Origin of the sequence: Agathobacter rectalis ATCC 33656, from assembly GCF_000020605.1 — a bacterium.
In the GTDB taxonomy this organism is placed as follows: Bacteria; Bacillota; Clostridia; order Lachnospirales; family Lachnospiraceae; genus Roseburia; species Roseburia rectalis.
This window is the reverse complement of sequence record NC_012781.1, coordinates 3,241,337-3,257,186: the sequence shown is the minus strand read 5'-3', so window position 1 is coordinate 3,257,186 and position 15,850 is coordinate 3,241,337. Positions and strand designations below refer to the sequence as shown.

General features: G+C 37.6%; 18 protein-coding genes and 2 pseudogenes. 19 read left to right on the top strand and 1 reads right to left on the bottom strand.

The window, feature by feature from the left end; translation table 11 throughout:
- Window positions 1-241 precede the first annotated feature (241 nt).
- Window positions 242-925, top strand: coding sequence for a DUF6198 family protein (locus EUBREC_RS15495; RefSeq protein WP_012744208.1), 684 nt, complete (start codon window positions 242-244; stop codon window positions 923-925).
- A 524-nt stretch (window positions 926-1,449) separates the two neighbouring features.
- Here EUBREC_RS15495 and EUBREC_RS15490 read toward each other — a convergent pair.
- Window positions 1,450-1,791: pseudogene (locus tag EUBREC_RS15490) on the bottom strand (DUF1847 domain-containing protein); the annotation flags it as partial.
- Window positions 1,792-2,240: 449 nt separating this feature from the next.
- Between EUBREC_RS15490 and EUBREC_RS15485 the strand changes: the two are divergent.
- The 18 genes and pseudogenes from EUBREC_RS15485 (at window position 2,241) to EUBREC_RS17845 (ending at window position 15,608) form a co-directional block, all read left to right on the top strand.
- Window positions 2,241-2,867, top strand: coding sequence for a DUF3879 family protein (locus EUBREC_RS15485; RefSeq protein ID WP_012744203.1), 627 nt, complete (start codon window positions 2,241-2,243; stop codon window positions 2,865-2,867).
- Window positions 2,868-2,979: 112 nt separating this feature from the next.
- Window positions 2,980-3,858, top strand: a complete 879-nt coding sequence (locus EUBREC_RS15480) for a LysR family transcriptional regulator (protein ID WP_041254735.1) — start codon at window positions 2,980-2,982, stop codon at window positions 3,856-3,858.
- Between the two features lie 126 nt (window positions 3,859-3,984).
- Window positions 3,985-4,455 carry a flavodoxin gene (locus EUBREC_RS15475; RefSeq protein WP_012744201.1) on the top strand — a complete coding sequence of 157 codons (471 nt, stop codon included), beginning with the start codon at window positions 3,985-3,987 and terminating at the stop codon, window positions 4,453-4,455.
- A gap of 28 nt (window positions 4,456-4,483) precedes the next feature.
- On the top strand, window positions 4,484-5,251 hold the full coding sequence (locus EUBREC_RS15470; RefSeq protein WP_012744200.1) for a carboxymuconolactone decarboxylase family protein: 768 nt from the start codon (window positions 4,484-4,486) through the stop codon (window positions 5,249-5,251).
- 250 nt (window positions 5,252-5,501) lie between these two features.
- Complete coding sequence (locus EUBREC_RS15465) at window positions 5,502-6,341, top strand: aldo/keto reductase (protein WP_012744198.1); 840 nt, start codon at window positions 5,502-5,504, stop codon at window positions 6,339-6,341.
- Window positions 6,342-6,675: 334 nt separating this feature from the next.
- Window positions 6,676-7,200, top strand: coding sequence for a flavodoxin family protein (locus EUBREC_RS15460; RefSeq protein WP_041254315.1), 525 nt, complete (start codon window positions 6,676-6,678; stop codon window positions 7,198-7,200).
- Between the two features lie 163 nt (window positions 7,201-7,363).
- Window positions 7,364-8,707, top strand: a complete 1,344-nt coding sequence (locus EUBREC_RS15455) for an MATE family efflux transporter (RefSeq protein ID WP_012744196.1) — start codon at window positions 7,364-7,366, stop codon at window positions 8,705-8,707.
- 79 nt (window positions 8,708-8,786) lie between these two features.
- Window positions 8,787-9,218, top strand: a pseudogene (locus EUBREC_RS15450) (ATP-binding protein); the annotation flags it as partial.
- Between the two features lie 154 nt (window positions 9,219-9,372).
- Entirely contained in the window at window positions 9,373-9,834 is a 462-nt protein-coding gene (locus EUBREC_RS15445; RefSeq protein ID WP_012744194.1) for an ASCH domain-containing protein, read from the top strand.
- Between the two features lie 164 nt (window positions 9,835-9,998).
- A complete protein-coding gene (locus tag EUBREC_RS17600; RefSeq protein ID WP_330367726.1) occupies window positions 9,999-10,112 on the top strand; it encodes a zinc-ribbon domain-containing protein in 114 nt (37 codons plus the stop codon).
- Window positions 10,113-10,265: 153 nt separating this feature from the next.
- Complete coding sequence (locus EUBREC_RS15440) at window positions 10,266-11,198, top strand: hypothetical protein (protein WP_041254313.1); 933 nt, start codon at window positions 10,266-10,268, stop codon at window positions 11,196-11,198.
- A 114-nt stretch (window positions 11,199-11,312) separates the two neighbouring features.
- Window positions 11,313-11,564 carry a ParB N-terminal domain-containing protein gene (locus EUBREC_RS15435; RefSeq protein WP_306718535.1) on the top strand — a complete coding sequence of 84 codons (252 nt, stop codon included), beginning with the start codon at window positions 11,313-11,315 and terminating at the stop codon, window positions 11,562-11,564.
- Between the two features lie 321 nt (window positions 11,565-11,885).
- A complete protein-coding gene (locus EUBREC_RS15430) occupies window positions 11,886-12,509 on the top strand; it encodes a DUF6088 family protein (protein ID WP_041254311.1) in 624 nt (207 codons plus the stop codon).
- Window positions 12,496-13,410: a nucleotidyl transferase AbiEii/AbiGii toxin family protein gene (locus EUBREC_RS15425; RefSeq protein WP_012744187.1), complete on the top strand. Its 915-nt coding sequence runs from the start codon at window positions 12,496-12,498 to the stop codon at window positions 13,408-13,410. The genes EUBREC_RS15430 and EUBREC_RS15425 overlap by 14 nt, the downstream gene beginning before the upstream one ends.
- Window positions 13,411-13,858: 448 nt before the next feature.
- The gene (locus EUBREC_RS15420) at window positions 13,859-14,239 is read left to right on the top strand and encodes a DUF4186 domain-containing protein (protein ID WP_012744185.1); all 381 of its coding nucleotides are present in this window, start codon (window positions 13,859-13,861) and stop codon (window positions 14,237-14,239) included.
- A gap of 112 nt (window positions 14,240-14,351) precedes the next feature.
- Complete coding sequence (locus tag EUBREC_RS15415; protein WP_012744184.1) at window positions 14,352-15,083, top strand: AlkZ-related protein; 732 nt, start codon at window positions 14,352-14,354, stop codon at window positions 15,081-15,083.
- A 27-nt stretch (window positions 15,084-15,110) separates the two neighbouring features.
- On the top strand, window positions 15,111-15,416 hold the full coding sequence (locus EUBREC_RS15410; RefSeq protein ID WP_012744183.1) for a macro domain-containing protein: 306 nt from the start codon (window positions 15,111-15,113) through the stop codon (window positions 15,414-15,416).
- 51 nt (window positions 15,417-15,467) lie between these two features.
- Complete coding sequence (locus EUBREC_RS17845) at window positions 15,468-15,608, top strand: hypothetical protein (RefSeq protein ID WP_167527334.1); 141 nt, start codon at window positions 15,468-15,470, stop codon at window positions 15,606-15,608.
- Window positions 15,609-15,850 lie beyond the last annotated feature (242 nt).

The following is a 15,850-nucleotide window of genomic DNA, read 5'->3' as shown; positions in this document are numbered from 1 at the left end:
AGGCAGGAGCTTTTTATATTGTAGATCAAAGTCGGGAACAAATGGTAATTCTGACCTATTGCGCCATTTACTAAACCTGAATTATTCATATGTCAAAGAGAAACGTTCGACAAATTTTTTGCGAAATCAGTAGATTGTCTCTTTAAAAAAGAACTCCCGAGTGCTAAGATAGACAAGGCATAAATTGTAACTGTGAAGGTACTGAACAGTTACAATAAATTACCTATGGAGGAAATATAAAGTGACAGAAGAAATTGAGACACAAGAGAACAATAAATTACCGGTTCTGCGGGGCGAGCTGGCGTTGCTGGTGGTGGTATTGATCAACAGCCTGGGAGTTGTGTTGATGCTGTATTCCGGTTCCGGGATCTCGGCGATTTCCAGTGTACCATATGCATTTTCGGAAGTATTCAATAAGATCTCCCTTGGAACCTGGACCTACATTTTCCAGGGACTTCTGGTGTTATCACTGATGATCATGCGTAAGAAATTCGTTGCACCTTATCTTTTCAGTTTTGTCGTTGGATTTGCATTCAGCGAGATGCTCGATGTGCATGAAATGTGGATAGGTGTCCTGCCGACAGCCATTGGCTACAGGGTACTTTATTTTATCATCAGCTACCTGCTCCTGTGCATCGGGATCGCACTTTCCAACCGCTGCGGTCTTCCGATCATCCCGACAGACCTGTTTCCGAGAGAACTGGCAGATATCACAAAGGTAAAATATTCCAGGATCAAAATCGGCTATGACGTTACCTGCCTTACCATAACAGCTCTGATGACTTGCATCATCCTCGGACATCTGGACGGACTTGGAATCGGTACGATCCTTGCCGCATTTACCATGGGAAAAGTGATCGGCATGATCGGTGACAAGATGGATCTGCATGTGAGATTTGAGTCGTTTATGACAAAAAGAGTCTGATGGATTTCGAGACAGACAACGCAATAAAAACCACAAAATAAGGATATAAAAACCGACAGGTATTCGCTACAATAGAAGTAGAAAATGCAGGTCGGTTTTTTTATATAAGAAAGGAACATAAGCAGCAGTTGTATAGATTGTTGTTATGATCATGGTTGGAGCGAATTCTGTTTTGACTACAAAAGTGATTCGCGAAAACACAAGAAAGAGATTTACAGAAGTGGCAGTCGCTGTGGAAGAAATCGGAAACAGCATGACGCTTACTCTGAAAGTGTTAGCGGAAGGCAAACACAAAAAATCTAGTCTGGGCGTTTTTTAGTCCAGTGAAAAGGAGGTCAAACATGAATATAGGTAGTGAGAAACATAGAGACCATGATGAAAAAGTTGTGGAGATAGAATTGGATAGCTACTTCAAAGTATAATATTGGACTTCACATACAGAAAGAGAACATACAGAGTGTTGTGTGTTCTTTTTTTCGTTGGATAAAAAGAGAAATGCTTGAATGGGATATCTTTATGTATCTTTAAACGCCCAAATTAGAAATATTACTCTTCTTCAACTTCGAATAATAACTATCCGCAGTATAAAGCGCCGCCACCGGATTATGCCCCAATACACGGTCTTTCGTCACTGCTGTCGTAGTCAGTGCCTCGGAATATTTGTAAAACAGACTGTCATGCCCCACACAAAGTCCGACCACAACATTCAGGTCCGTTTTCGCCTTGTTCAGAAGCTTTGCCTGCAGGATCGGATTACACATATTCACACCGACACCTTCGCAGCATTCCGGGATGCCGACCGATGTCTTCTTCTGTGTTCCGGCTTTACAGCTGACACCATACACCTCAAAGCCATGTCTGCGCAGTCGATACAGGACATGGCTTCTTTTTTCATTTTTTCATTCTCCTTTTGTATACATTGGTATCTACAGAGGCCTGCCACTGGCAGATTCTCTAGATTAAGCTTTATTTTGTAAAATATCCTCTATTTACTTCATAATAACAAATACTTATACTACAGACAATGGTTTTCCGTTTTAATTTTCTTATTTTTTGTAGTTCTTTTCTATGAGAAACGTTCCCCGATTCAGGGTTGATTTGTCATGAATTGTCGATTCTGATTTTTGAAAAATTATTGAAAATTATCTTTTTAAACTTGAAGATATATAACAGTCTCTCTGATAGACCATCATCTTTGGATTTGTGGAACTGCCTTATTTATTTTTGTAGGAGATATGACGATATAATATATATAATAATGATTTGGTTTTAAACGGAGTTTTAGTTTATTTACAAGGAAGGTTTTTGTATGTCGATGAATATTAGTGGATTAGGTAATGCCTATAGTGGTGTCAATACTAATAGCAAACAATATAAAGCTTTGAAAGAAAAAGGCTGGTTAGAAGGAGTAATTCAGAACGAAGCTATGATGTCTCCAGAAGGAAAAATGATATATGAAATATTTGGCGGAAGGGATACTATTGTTAATAATTTGATGAAACAATTTGATTCCGATGGGGATTTACTGAATGCAAATGGAGTGGCAGGAATGGATGTTACTGGCAAAGGTACATCGTGGCAGAAACTCACGAATGTATCTGAGGAATATCGTCAAAAAATGTTTGATAATGTAAAGAAAGAATTTATTCAAGAAAATGGTGTTTCAAATGGTGATACAACTAAGCGTTCAGATATTTTCAAAGATTATCAATTAAGTGTGAATAAAGATAAACGTTTAAGTGGTACATGGACTTTAGAACAATATGAAGGACAGTATAGATCCGCTATGTATGCAGCAGTGAAAGCAGCTAATCCAAATTGGAAACCGGGACAAAAATTTGATACAAGTATTCTTGATAATGTCACAAGAGAATCAGCGGAAGCAACACTTGTAAAAAATGGTAATAGACTAGTTCGTAATTCTATTGATGTATCAGTATAGAATACAACAACTTTTAGTTTTTGAAACTGAGAAATCGGAAGTTGGAGGGATGATAATCAATCCTATTCTACTGAAAATATTATTCTTTCTCATAAAAGAGGTGTATATAAATATGGAATTAAGACTATTGCGCTATTTTCTGACGGTGGCAAAAGAACAGAGCTTTACAAAAGCAGCAGAACAATTGCATATTACCCAGCCAACGCTATCCAGACAAATGGCGGCATTTGAAGAGGAGCTTGGAGTAACATTATTTATTCGAAGCGGGAAGAAAATTTCGCTTACTGAAGAGGGAATTTTATTAAAAAGGCGTGCCCTGGAGATCCTTAATCTTGAGGAAAAAACACTTGAGGAACTGAAAGGAAAAGAAGATGTTGTAGAGGGAAATATAACCATTGGATGCGGTGAATTTGCAGCGGTGGAGACATTGGCGAAGATATGTAAAACATATAAAGAAAAATACCCGCTGGTTCAGATTGTATTGCATACTGCAACAGCAGATGCAGTGTATGAGATGATGAACAAAGGACTTGTAGATATTGCATTATTCATGGAGCCGGTGGATACCGAAGGGCTGGATTATATCAGAATCACAGATTGCGATCACTGGTGTGTTGGAATGCGGCCGGATGATCCACTGGCAGAAAAAGAGTTTATAAGAAAAGAAGATCTTATTGGAAAACCATTGATCCTGCCGGAAAGAGTAAATGTTCAAAGTGAACTTGCCAATTGGTTTGGAAAAGACTTTTCGAAACTGCAGATTGCTTTTACAAGTAATCTCGGAACAAATGCAGGAGTCATGGCGGCAAATGGACTGGGCTATCCAATATCAATCGAAGGTGCTGCAAAGTATTGGCGAGAGGATATTCTTGTACAGCGAAGAATTTCTCCTGAAATCACGACCAGTACGGTGATTGCCTGGCGACGAAACATTCCATATTCTCTGGCGGTCAGTAAAATGATAGAAGAAATAAATGCTTTTCAGGCATAGAATGGAATTCAATATAAGCATTAGACATAATAAAAATATCAGGTATAAAATAGATGTATAAGAGAAATTCAAATCTTATACATCTATTTTTATACAAAAAATTCGCAAAGAAAGGGGATTTTTATTATGAGTAAAAAATTAGTGGCATTTTTCAGTGCAAGCGGAACAACAAAAAAAGTAGCAGAGATGATCGCAGAGGAAGTAAAAGCGGATTTGTTTGAGATTGAGCCGAAAGTTCCATATACAAAGCCTGATCTTGACTGGATGAATAAAAAATCCAGAAGCAGTGTGGAAATGAGTGATAAGAAATATAGACCGGAGATTATGAAAAAAGAGATGGATATGAGTTCTTATGACGAGATCCTTCTGGGATTCCCAATCTGGTGGTATGTTGCGCCGACAATCATCAATACATTTTTAGAAGCTTACGATTTCAGTGGTAAAAAGATTGTGCTTTTTGCAACATCCGGAGGAAGTGGATTTGGAAACACTGTGAAAGAATTGCAGTCATCTGCACCGGATGCGGTTATTACAGAAGGCAGACTGCTAAATTGTGGAACGAAACAGGAAATCAGTGAATGGGTAAACTCTTTATAAATAACAGCGTTATGGAGGTATACAGAATATGGAAAAAATAGTACAGACAGCAGGAAGAAATGCACTTGGTGAATTCGCACCGGAATTTGCACATTTTAACGATGATGTACTTTTCGGCGAAAACTGGAATAACCAGGATATCGATGTAAAAACAAGGAGTATTATCACAGTGGTTGCTCTGATGGCTTCCGGAATTACGGATTCTTCTTTAATATATCATTTACAGAATGCAAAAGAACATGGTGTGACACAAAAAGAGATTGCTGCTGTGATCACACATGTTGCATTCTATGCAGGATGGCCAAAAGCATGGGCTGTTTTCAATCTTGCAAAGGAAGTGTGGGAAGCAGGTGAAGGAGATTTGCCATACGAAGAGGAAGCGATGCGTGCGCATGCTAAAGAGATGGCATTTCCAATCGGTGCACCAAACGATGGCTTTGCACAGTATTTTTCCGGCAGAAGTTTTCTTGCACCGATCTCTACTTCTCAGATTGGAATTTTCAATGTGACATTTGAACCTGGATGCAGAAATAACTGGCACATCCATCATGCAAAAAGTGGAGGCGGGCAGATCCTGGTATGTGTTGCCGGAAGAGGATATTATCAGGAAGAAGGTAAAGAAGCTGTAGAAATGAAGCCAGGTGACTGCATCAATATTCCTACAGGTGTTAAACACTGGCATGGAGCCGCACCGGATGAATGGTTTTCACATCTGGCAATAGAAGTGCCGGGAGTGGATTGTTCCAATGAGTGGTGTGAGGCGGTATCGGAGAAAGAGTACGCTGGATTAAGATAAGGAGAGCACCATGGAATACGGTAAACTCGGAAATACAGATATAGAAGAGCTATATGTTCCACATGAGATAGTTGGTGCAATTGATAAAAATCCGGCGCAAGGTGTTATTTTGCTTGATGAAAATAAATAATAAAGAACGAGGTGTAGCCATATGAGGAAAAGGATGTACCGGATTATGCAGTAGCAGTTGGAAATCCGGCAAAAGTAATAAAAATGCTTGATAAAGAAAAATTTCAGGAGGACTAAAAAGATGGAAAATATGAAGTTGAATAACAATTTGGAATGTCCAATGCTTGGACTAGGCACTTTTATGTTATCACCAGAGGATGCCTACACAAGTACATTAGAGGCATTAAAAATGGGATATTCCCTAATTGATACAGCAAATGCTTATGTAAATGAGCGTGCAGTTGGAAGAGCAATCAAGGATAGTGGAATTGACAGAAAAAATATATTTCTATCAACAAAAATATGGGCTAGTGAATATGAAAATGAGAATGCTGTAGAAGAAACTCTAGAAAGACTTGGTGTTGATTATGTGGATTTACTTTATATACACCAGCCTGCAGGCAACTGGCTTGCCGGATACAGAATGCTTGAAAAAGCGTATAGAGAGGGCAAAGCAAAATCCATTGGTATCTCGAATTTTGAAGGAAAATATATGGAAGAGTTGGAAACAAAGTGGGAAATTGTACCTCAGTTTATTCAGGTGGAAGCACATCCATATTTCACACAGAAAGAACTTCGTGTAACTTTAGACAAATATGGAATTAAGCTTATGAGCTGGTATCCGTTGGGACATGGAGATACAGCATTAATGAATGAGTTGGTATTTGCAGGACTTGGCAAAAAATATGGAAAAACACCTGCACAGGTTATTCTCCGTTGGCATACTCAGATGGGATTTGTTGTAATTCCTGGAAGTAAAAATGCAGAACACATTAAGGACAATATGAATATCTTTGATTTTACATTAACAGATGAAGAAATGGAACAGATTGCAAAGCTGGACAAGAATGAAAGATATTATCACCGCATGGATGAACAGCTTGTACAGTTTGCAAACTGGAAACCAGAGTTTGAAAAATAATACGGAGCAACTGCTTCCATCTTTTTATCTAGAAGTAGCAGTAAGTAAATCCGAGTAAAATATGGTCAAAAAATCATCGATATCCGACCTACAGCACGTTATAATATAGTTAATCTAATAAGAAAACCAAGGATTTCCTTGACTTAGGTTGACTAACCATTGTATGTATTTACAGTGGTATCTCGAGCGCCTAAGCGCTAATTGGGGGTTCGATTCCCCCTGAGAACAGTTGTTTTAAGCAGTAAGAAAATTCATTACTGCTTTTTTCCTTTTTTATAATAGTATCATTATGGTATAATAGAGACATACAAATCGGAAGATGGAGGATACACGCATGAAAATTGTAATCATTAATGGAAGTGCCAGAAAAGGAAACACGCTGACAGCAATCAATGCATTTATAAAAGGAGCATCAGAAAAGAATGAAATTGAAATCATTGAACCTGACAAACTCAATATTGCACCATGCAAGGGATGTGGTGTCTGTCAATGCTCTAAGGGATGCGTCGATAAGGATGATACAAATCCTACAATTGATAAAATTGCTGCCGCAGATATGATTCTTTTTGCTACACCAGTTTATTGGTGGGGAATGTCAGCACAATTGAAACTTATCATTGATAAGTGCTACTGCCGTGGATTGCAGTTAAAAAATAAAAAAGTTGGCACGATTGTTGTAGGCGGTTCTCCCGTAGACAGTATCCAGTATGAGCTGATTGATAAGCAGTTTGACTGTATGGCAAAATATCTTTCATGGGATATGCTTTTCAAAAAATCATATTACGCAACAGCCAGAGATGAACTTGAAAAAAACAAGGATTCCGTGAACGAACTTGAGGGGATCGGAAAAGATTTATAAAGCACGTTCCAAATTCCAGCTCTACAAGCAGTCTTTACATTGACATCAGCAACATATGCATGGTATGGTACAAATAATAAGCTAGAGAGGCAACTATCACGAAGAGCAGTCCTTCATCTCTATTGATTCAAAGAACACAGGAAAGGGAAGAGTAATTTTAACTATGAAAAAGAGTCTGAGAATGACAGAGGGAAGTATCTCCCAAAAGATCATTTTTTTTGCAATTCCATTGTTTCTGGGAAATCTGTTCCAGCAATTGTATAATACTGCTGATTCCCTGATCGTAGGAAATTTTCTAGGAAGTAATGCACTGGCGGCAGTCAGTTCATCTGGAAATCTGATTTTTCTGATGGTAGGTTTTATTAACGGCATTGCCATGGGTGCAGGTGTTGTTATTGCACGATATTACGGAGCCAAAAAAAGAGACTGTCTGCAAAAGGCAATCCATACAACGGTTGCATTTGGACTTGTGGCCGGGGCTGCGCTGACAATTTTGGGAATGTTTCTGGCACCAAAGATCCTGGTATTGATGGGAACTCCTGCGGACGTGCTCCCGGAATCTATTGTGTATTTCCGTACATATTTTGCAGGGTCTATGGGTGTTGTCATGTACAATATCTTTGTTGGAGTTCTGCAGTCGGTCGGTGATGGACGCCATCCACTGATATATCTGATTATTTCTTCCGGTGTCAATGTCGTTCTGGATATTTTCTTTATCGCAGGTCTTGGCATGGGAGTCGGATCAGCAGCACTTGCAACCGCAATTTCACAGTTTGTCAGTGCACTGCTCTGTATGGTTCATCTGCTGCGTGTGGAAGAAGAATACCGTTTGGAATTGCGAGAGATTCGTTTTGACAGTTCTATGCTGAGGCAGATCGTCCAGAATGGTGTACCATCCGGTTTTCAGAATTCAGTGATCGCGATCGCGAACGTCTTTGTACAGTCAAATATAAATGCATTTGGAAAAATGGCGATGGCAGGATGTGGTTCCTACTCCAAGATAGAGGGATTCGCCTTTTTGCCGGTGACCTGTTTTACAATGGCTCTGACAACCTTTGTCAGTCAGAATCTGGGTGCAAAACAGTATGACCGGGCGAAAAAGGGAGCAAGATTTGGAGTTTTCTGCTCGATTACTATTGCAGAGTTTATCGGTATTATCATATATGTGGCAGCACCGGTACTGATCACAGCGTTTAACAGAGATCCTGATGTTGTACATTATGGAGTCATGCAGTCCAGAACAATTGCGTTATTTTATTGTCTGCTGGCGTTTTCTCATTGCATCGCAGCAATACTTCGTGGATCAGGTAACGCATCCGTTCCGATGATCGTTATGCTCTGTGACTGGTGCCTGTTTCGCGTAAGCTACATTACTGTGGCAGTTCGTATTCTCCCGGATATACGAGTGATTTTCTGGGCATACCCATTGACTTGGGGTATCAGCTCCGTGATTTTTCTGTATCTGTTCTTACGTGGAAAATGGGTTTACGGATTCGAGAAATCCTAATCGCTATACCGAATAATCGCACAAAATTTTCTTTACATTTTCGATTTTTACAGGCTTTGCAAGGTGAGCATTCATTCCCGCTGCCAGATATGATATTAAAGGTAGAAAATATGTGGGACTTAGAAATGCAAGATTGAATTTTAGACAGCAGGAACCTACTCATATCATGGAAAATATTGTTTACAATGAGCTGCTTATAAGAGGTTATAATGTGGATGTTGGTATTGTAGAGGTGTATGCGAAAAATGATGAAGGAAAAACAACTCGAAAGCAGTTTGAAGTTGATTTTGTGGTCAATCAGGGGAGTCAGAGATATTATATTCAGGTGGCTTATGATATGACCTCTGAGGAAAAGCAGAAGCAGGAATTTAATTTATTTAGAAATATCCCTGATTCATTTAAAAAGATCGTGGTAGTAAACGGAACAAAAAAGCCTTGGAGAAATGAGGAAGGCTTTGTAATCATGGGAATGAAGTATTTTCTGCTTAATGCGGATAGTTTGGAGTTTTAGAAATATTGCTAGGATATTGCCAACGAAAAGTAATTATAGATAGTTTACTTGACTTTGCAAGCTATGCATTTTATTCTATCAATATAGAAGTAACTTATGAGTTATTAACTTTAGAGTAGATAAATTAAAATCGGAAGTTACAGATTGGAGCATTATGAGAGCAGAAGAATTATGGAAAGCATATTGCGAGAAAGAGAATATAGATATTGATACTCCTTATAAGGCGTGGGGATTTGGAGATGCACCTGATCAGCTGGCAGACCTTGTATTAACGGGAATTAAGACTGCAACTGCATCTGCATATGATCTATATTTTATGGAAGGAGAAGAAGATCCATTACCACAGTCGGGTGATTATAGTATTATTTTAAACTCAAAGGATGAGGCAGTTTGTGTTATTCAAACCACTAAGACTACAGTGGTTCCATTTGATGAAGTATCAAAGGAACACGCTTACAAGGAAGGGGAAGGAGACCGAAGTCTTGCATACTGGAGAGATGTTCATGAAGATTTCTTTGCAGAAGAATTTGCAGAAACAGAGCTTGAATTCAATGGACAAACAAGTATTCTTTGTGAGGAATTTAAAGTAGTTTACAGGGCAATAGACGTAAATTAAATTCTTAATATGTGAATTTATGAAATTCAAGTTTGCCAACTTTCCCTTTGAGAGAGGAGAAATCCTTTTCTCAAAGGGCTTTTTTGATTTTCGGATATTCGTAAACTACAAGACAAAAGCTAAAACTTCATATACTCTAAGCACAAGTAGGCCTCGGTTTGACTATGAATAACAGTTTGGCAGAAGTACACCCGGAGCTTGTTTCGGAGTGGTCGGAGGAGAATTTACCGCTTACACCTTATGATATTACCTTCGGCTCAAATGAAAAAGTATGGTAGAATAAGTCATTCACTAAGCCTTTATTTCTGATGAAAGCGCCTTTAGCAGGTCACGGAAAAAGGAAATATAAATTCAAAATAACTCAAAAACTTGACTTATAACATTGACTAAGTTAAAATAAAACAAATTGAGTTAAAAGGAGAATGAGAAATATGCTTACAAGCGTATTCGGGATTTCTATAAAATATGAAGCATGGAATCATCAGGATTCTTTGCCTGTTTATATTGCAGGGAGTTATGATTTTCATACAGCATATATTGGAAACAGACGCTGTATAATGCTTGCTCCAACAGAAGAACTTGCCACACTTCCGGCATTGAAAAAACAAATTGTAAAAATACAGCAGATTGATAATGTGCCAGTCGTATTTGAACTTACAACGGTATCAAATTATCGAAGAAAAAGCCTTATAGAAAATAATATACCGTTTATTACTGATAAGCAGGTCTTTCTTCCTTTCATTGGGACAATGCTTTCTGATGAAAAAGAACCCCAAAAGCTGACTGGTAAGTTTGTTTACTCCACGCAGCAGTTGTTTTTATTTTATCTGTACAGTAAGAAAAAACGATTGTATACTTCAGAAGCCGGAAAAGTGCTTCCGTTTACAGCAATGACCTTGACCAGAGCAGTGAAGCAGTTGGAAACGACAGATTTGTTTCTTGTAGCAAAAGACGGTGTTAATAAGTTTATTGAGTCAAAATATAAGCGAGATGAATTATTTGAAAAAGCAAAAGTATATTTGACGACTCCTGTTCGAAAAACAGGATATATAGATAAGACGCAAGTTACAGAAAATATGGTCTTTGCAGGGGAAACGGCACTTTCTGAAAAAACAATGCTAAATCCAAGCCGAGTTGTTACCTATGCAATTAGTGAGAAAGATTATGATAAATCCTTGCTGACTGATGAATTGATAGACCCGGATAAACAGGTCAGACTTGAATTATGGGCATACAACCCAAAACAATTTTCAGAGGATAACAGTGCTGATGATATTTCACTTGTTTTATCTTTTAAAGATACAAATGATGAAAGAATTGAAGAAGCAGTAGATGAATTGCAGGAAAGAAGGTTGCATGAGTAATGGTCAGTGGATTTACAAAATTTAAGGAAAGATTTCAAGGTTTTGAAAATCAATATGTCATCATCGGTGGGACAGCGTGTGATTTGATTATGGAAAACGAAGAACTACCATTTCGTGCTACAAAAGACGGATATCAGAGATTCGGATGAAAAAGTAGTTGAAATTGAAATGGAGCGGTTAAGAACTTTTACGAATCATCCATTCAAGGTGATCGGTGACAGTCAGATGATTGAACTACAGGACAGTATTAAGAAATATGGAGTTCTTAATCCATTGATCGACAGGCCGAGGAAAGAAGGTTATTATGAAATCATTTCAGGTCACTTTTTATGGTCTCTTTTTGCAGTCGCAATGAATGAAATGTAGGCAAATGTAAAATAAGTGAAAAATACAGCACAATTTTTGCCTGTATTTTATGAGGTTGGTAGTTATTATCGAGGCATCACTTCGAACACAAATCAGATCATCAGCGCAGGGAATCAGATATCAGGTCTTATGAAAATTTAAGAGCTGTTGGCTTTGGGAGAAATCCTAAGGGTGACAGTTCTTTTTTATATTTTATTCTGCTTTGGATATACTAACCATAGCAATCAAAATAACATTGACAGATTTTAAAAACAGGAATAGAATGTTATTAACAAAAGTAACCATTATAGTTACAAAAATTTAGGGAAAGGAATGAGGTTTATGTTATATGAATTCTTGAAAAATAATTATAAGGAAGCAGAGCCTATATTCTTTTCTGATATAGTGATTGAGGGAATTACAAAATCTGCAGTAAACCAGCAGCTAAAAAAGCTGTGCGATGAGGGAAAACTACAAAAATATGAGAACGGCATTTATTATTTGCCTAAGAAATCACGATTAAAAACAAATGTAGGCGTAAATGCAGATATGGTTGCCAGGTACAAGTATGTTTCCAGAGGTGGAAAAGTAGATGGTTTCTATTCTGGTAATACATTTGCCAATCAGCTGGGAATTTCAACACAGGTTCCAAATAAAGTTGAGATTGTTAGCAATAACATGGCAGCAAAAATACGAGAAATTCCAATTGGAAAGAGAACATTCATTGTAAGAAGACCAGTGGTTCCGGTAAATGAAGAAAATGTTTATGTGCTGCAGCTACTTGACTTATTAAAAAATCTGGATATGTATCTGGATGAAAGCTATGATGTGGCTCATGACAAAGTATCTCAATTTGTGCAGATACATGGCATCACAAAAAATGATGTGGATAGTTATATAAGAGAGTTTCCGATTGCAATATTTAGATATTATTACGAATTGAGGCTGGACGATGTATTTGCATAAAGATGATAAAGAATTGTTGAGAGATATTATTGTAACGGTATCAGAAAGAACGGGCATAGATGAAAGTATCGTTGAAAAAGATTACTATGTGACAATGATATTAAAAGAACTGGTACAGAGAAATCCCAATGTGGTGTTTAAGGGTGGAACATCCCTTTCCAAGGCTTATCATGTAATAGACCGTTTTTCAGAGGACATTGATATCACATTTGAAGAGCATTTGGGAGAAGCCAGAAGGAAGAAAATAAAATATCAGTTACTACAACCAATCAGCGAAGACTTAGACTTAGAAATTGATAATTGGAAGTCTATCGAAAGCGATAAGGATTATAATCACTATGATTTCGTATATGACTCGGTTTGCTCAGAAGATAAAAAGGGTCTGCGGCCATATGTGAAGCTGGAGACCGCGTTAATGTCATATTCTTATCCAACAGAAGAAAAGGAAATTACGAGTATAATATTTGATTGTCTTGCAACAGAAGAATCTGAGATTTTGAGAGATTATGGATTAGAACCATTTAAAATGAAGACACAGACACTATCCAGAACAATTATAGATAAAATTTTTGCTGTATGTGATTATTATATGGTAGGAAGGGCAACGAGAAATTCCAGACACTTATATGATATCTTTAAACTGAAAAATTATATTACAATAGATGATGATTTCAAGAGGCTCTTTACAGATGTTAGAAAGCATAGAGCAGAAATGGATATTAAAATAACTCCATCCGCAAGGGAGGATGTTGATCTGCTGGCTGTAGCAGAAGAACTCGTACAAGAAGATTTTTATGCTGACGATTATGTTGATTCAACTATGAAACTGATTTCTGACAATATTTTTTATGAAACTGTAAAATTGAACTATATTGAACTGGTCAGAAGTATATTACGATAAGAGATAATTTACCCACAGACAAGCCAGGATTATCGCGTTAAGATAAAGAAAAACGAAAATCATTAAAAAAATGATTATTTCATCCACTAAAAATTAAAAATTTCCACCCAAATGAGAGGTAATGATTTCCACCCGGTATTTTCAAATATTGTGTAATATAGGAAAAGGGGTGTCAAAATCTGTAAAATTGGTTTTCTTGTCTGAGAAATCAGACCTGAGAGATATAAAACGCTCAGATTAGATTTACGAAAAATCTAGTCTGGGCGTTTTTTTAGTCCAGGGAAAAGGAGGTCAAAAATGAATACATGTACTGTAGTCTGGGAAATATCTTAAGTCTGAGAAAATCTATGGTATTGTATTTGTTGAATAGGGGTAAATGGTGGTATAATCCTATTATTGATAGATAGTAATAATAGGTGATTTTTATGGAACGAGTGGTGAAGTTTTAATGACTAAGGATGAATGGTACAGGCAGTTATTTGAGCGGCTGGATAATTCCAGGTTCCGAAGCAGTTTCCATCTGAAGCAGAAAGATATTGATTACATAAATGAAAAAGGGTTGGACACAATCAGACAACATGCAAAGGATTTTATTGCAAAGAGAGAAGCTCCGGCATATATAGCAAATGATGGCAAGCAGACACCAATGAAAGGTCATCCGGTATTTATCGCTCAGCATGCAACAGCTACATGCTGCAGGGAGTGCATCCGAAAGTGGCATAAAATGCAGCCGGGCAAGGAATTGAGTCAGGTGCAGCAGGATTATCTTGTAGATGTAATTATGACATGGATTCAAAAGGAAATCGAGGGGCAGGAACATAAAATATGAGTTTTGTCAATACATGCTGGATAATGACATTAATAATTGGATACATCATTATGCTTATAATCTTGCTGTTGGGAGTAGTATTACTGTAATAGTGTTCATATAGAGGTGTATTATGGGAAACGAATCAGGTGAATGGATTATGCATGGCATGAAGTGGGACAACCCGGATTGCATCCATTCTGTAGATGAAGCAATCAAGTATATAAATGAATTTGGCTTTTTGCCATTATTTAAGAATGAAATAGATGGGTTTTCACTTGAAGAAAGAACTGTTCCAGAGTACTGGTGGAGTGATAATCCGGAGATTGATCCGTGGATGTGGCGGGCTATTATAGCAAGGCGGCATGATATCGTCTATGGAAAGTTCTTTGATAAGAAGGCAGGATTTATATCAAAAAAGTGGCTTCCTGTATTTGCTAATTATCGCCGGGATGGATATGATTTTGATGCATTATATGATGATGGAAAAGCGCCTAATAAGCATAAAAAGATAATGGTCAATTTTATGGAAGATAATGCTGATTCAGAGATTTATTCAAATGAATTGAAAAAACAAGCTGGATTTGGTAAGGATGGAGAAAAGGGATTTGATGGTGCAATAACGAATCTTATGATGCAGACATATCTGTGCAACTGCGATTTTAAGAAGAGAGTGAATAAGAGAGGTATTGAATACGGATGGGATGTTGCAGTATATTCATCCATTGAGCATATCTATGGATACGATTATGTGACTTCCTGCTACAAGGATAATCCACAGGACTCATGGAAGCAGATTGTAGATTATATGCATGAGATGTATCCCGAGGCAACGGATAAGCAGATAAGGAAGCTGTTAAAGTAATACAGGCATGGATAAGGAGGTGCCGCAATGCCATTTAAGATTGTCCGCAACGATATTACACGAGTAAAGGCAGATGTGATTGTAAATACTGCTAATCCAAATCCGATATGTGTAAGTGGCACGGATTTAGCAATATATGAGGCAGCAGGAAAAGAAAAGCTTCTCGCAGAAAGAGCGAATATCGGCAAAATTGCAAGAGGTGATATTGCTGTCACTGGTGCATATAACCTAAAGGCAAAATATATTATTCATACAGTAGGTCCGGTATGGACGGATGGATTGCACCATGAATTTGAAATTCTGAAGCATTTTATGGAATCCCTGCTGTGTTGATTGCAGAGTGTAAAAGTCGGATTGATAAGGGACTGATGACGGATGTTCTTGATGAATTTGACCATGTACTTGGCAGCAGGAGCGTTTTTTGAAACAACAGAGGCGATTAAGATGAAGTTTGGAATGAGAACACCGAGTATAAAGAAATCAATAAAGGCAAGGACGACAGAAAAAGGCCAAGCGAGCTGTTAAGAAAGCTTTAATTTCAGGGTACGGAAAGAAAGGTGCAGGCAATCGTGAAAGCAGCAGTATATATTGTATATGTACGGTAATTGTTGGATGAAGTGTCTACATGAAACGGATGTGTTTTACAAAATTGGGAGTTGAAGGAGAGATTTATGCAATGAAAGAGAAAATATCTACCAACAAAATATTGGCTTCGACATCACTTGTGTTTGGTATACTCTCGTTATTTTCATTTGTGCTTTACTTTT